Origin of the sequence: Streptomyces hokutonensis (assembly GCF_000376565.1) — a bacterium.
GTDB lineage: Bacteria > Actinomycetota > Actinomycetes > Streptomycetales > Streptomycetaceae > Streptomyces > Streptomyces hokutonensis.
On record NZ_BARG01000166.1, the window covers coordinates 1 to 1,332 of the forward strand.

A 1,332-nucleotide genomic window follows, 5' to 3' on the forward strand; every position below is an offset into this window, starting at 1 on the left:
CAGGAACCTCGCGGAGGAATGCACCGGTTCACTCCCGCCCGAGTATCGCCGCGGCCGCCTCGACACCCTCGCGCGTGCCGATCACGATCAGGGTGTCCCCGCCGGCCAGCCGGAAGTCCGGCGTGGGAGACGGGACGGCCTCGGCCCGGCGCAGGACGGCCACGATCGAGACGCCGGTCTCGGTGCGCATCCGGGTCTCGCCCAGCACGCGGCCGTTCCAGTACGAGAGCGCCGACAGCGCTACGCGCTCCGCGACCAGCCCGAGTTCGGTGGTGGACAGCAGATTCGGGCTGTGGTGCGAGGGCAGCAGGGCGTCGATGAGCGCCGTCGTCTCCCCCGCGGTCAGCCGCACCGACAGGGCGCAGGCGTCCGGGTCGTCCGCGCGGTACGCGTTCAGCGTGCGCTCGCCGTCCCGGTGCGCGACCACCGACACACGGCGCCGCTCACGCGTCGTCAGGTCGTAACGGACACCGATCCCCGGCAACGGCGTACTGCTCACGCGTGGAGTACCCATGTGCGTCTTCCTGTCCTCTGTCTCTGTCATCTCTGTCCGATGTCGGTGGTGGCCCTGTTCAGGCCAGTGCGAAGTAGCGCAGCCACACGTAGCCGAGCGAGATGGCCACGGTGACGGCGGTGACGATCAGGCCGTACTTGGTGAACTGCCAGAAGGTGATGGGCTGTCGGTTGCGTTCGGCGATGCCGAGGACGACGACGTTCGCGGAGGCGCCGATGGCGGTGGCGTTGCCGCCGAGGTCCGCGCCGAGGGCGAGGGCCCACCACATGACGTGGTCGCCGGCGCCGCCCATGTTGTGGACCAGGTCGCCGGTGATGGGGGCCATGGTGGCGACGTAGGGGATGTTGTCGACCACCCCGGACAGGACCGCGGAGGCGCCCAGCATCGCCAGGGAGCCGCCGAGTTCGTTCGTGCCGATCCCGTCCGCCAGCGCCTTGGAGACCTCGTCGATCACACCGGTGTCGATCAGGCCGCCGATCATGATGAACAGGCCGGCGAAGAAGGCGAGCGTGGGCCACTCCACCTCGGACAGGACCTCGCTCGTCTCGGCCGTGGAGACGGCGATGAGCAGCCCGGCACCGAGCAGGGCAACGATGCTGGGCTCGTAGTGAAGTACCGGGTGGAGGACGAAGCCGGCCACCACCAGGGCCAGCACGACCAGACCCTGCACCATCAGCCGCGGGTCCTTGATGGCCTCGCGCTCCTCCAGGGCCATGATCTCGGCGGCACGGTCCTCGTCGTAGACGAAGGACTTGCGGAACATCACCCGGCACAGCAGCAGGAGTACGACGACCAGGAGCGCGGACAGCGGGGCGAGG

At 69.5% G+C, this 1,332-nt stretch carries 2 protein-coding genes; both read right to left on the bottom strand.

Annotation, left to right across the window (positions count from 1 at the left end; genetic code table 11):
• Positions 1–28: 28 nt before the first annotated feature.
• The gene (locus SSP08S_RS54530; protein ID WP_043260500.1) at positions 29–514 is read right to left on the bottom strand and encodes a cation:proton antiporter regulatory subunit; all 486 of its coding nucleotides are present in this window, start codon (positions 512–514) and stop codon (positions 29–31) included.
• Positions 515–572: 58 nt separating this feature from the next.
• On the bottom strand, positions 573–1,332 hold a 760-nt coding region (locus SSP08S_RS54535), incomplete at its 5' end, for an ArsB/NhaD family transporter (protein ID WP_019076047.1).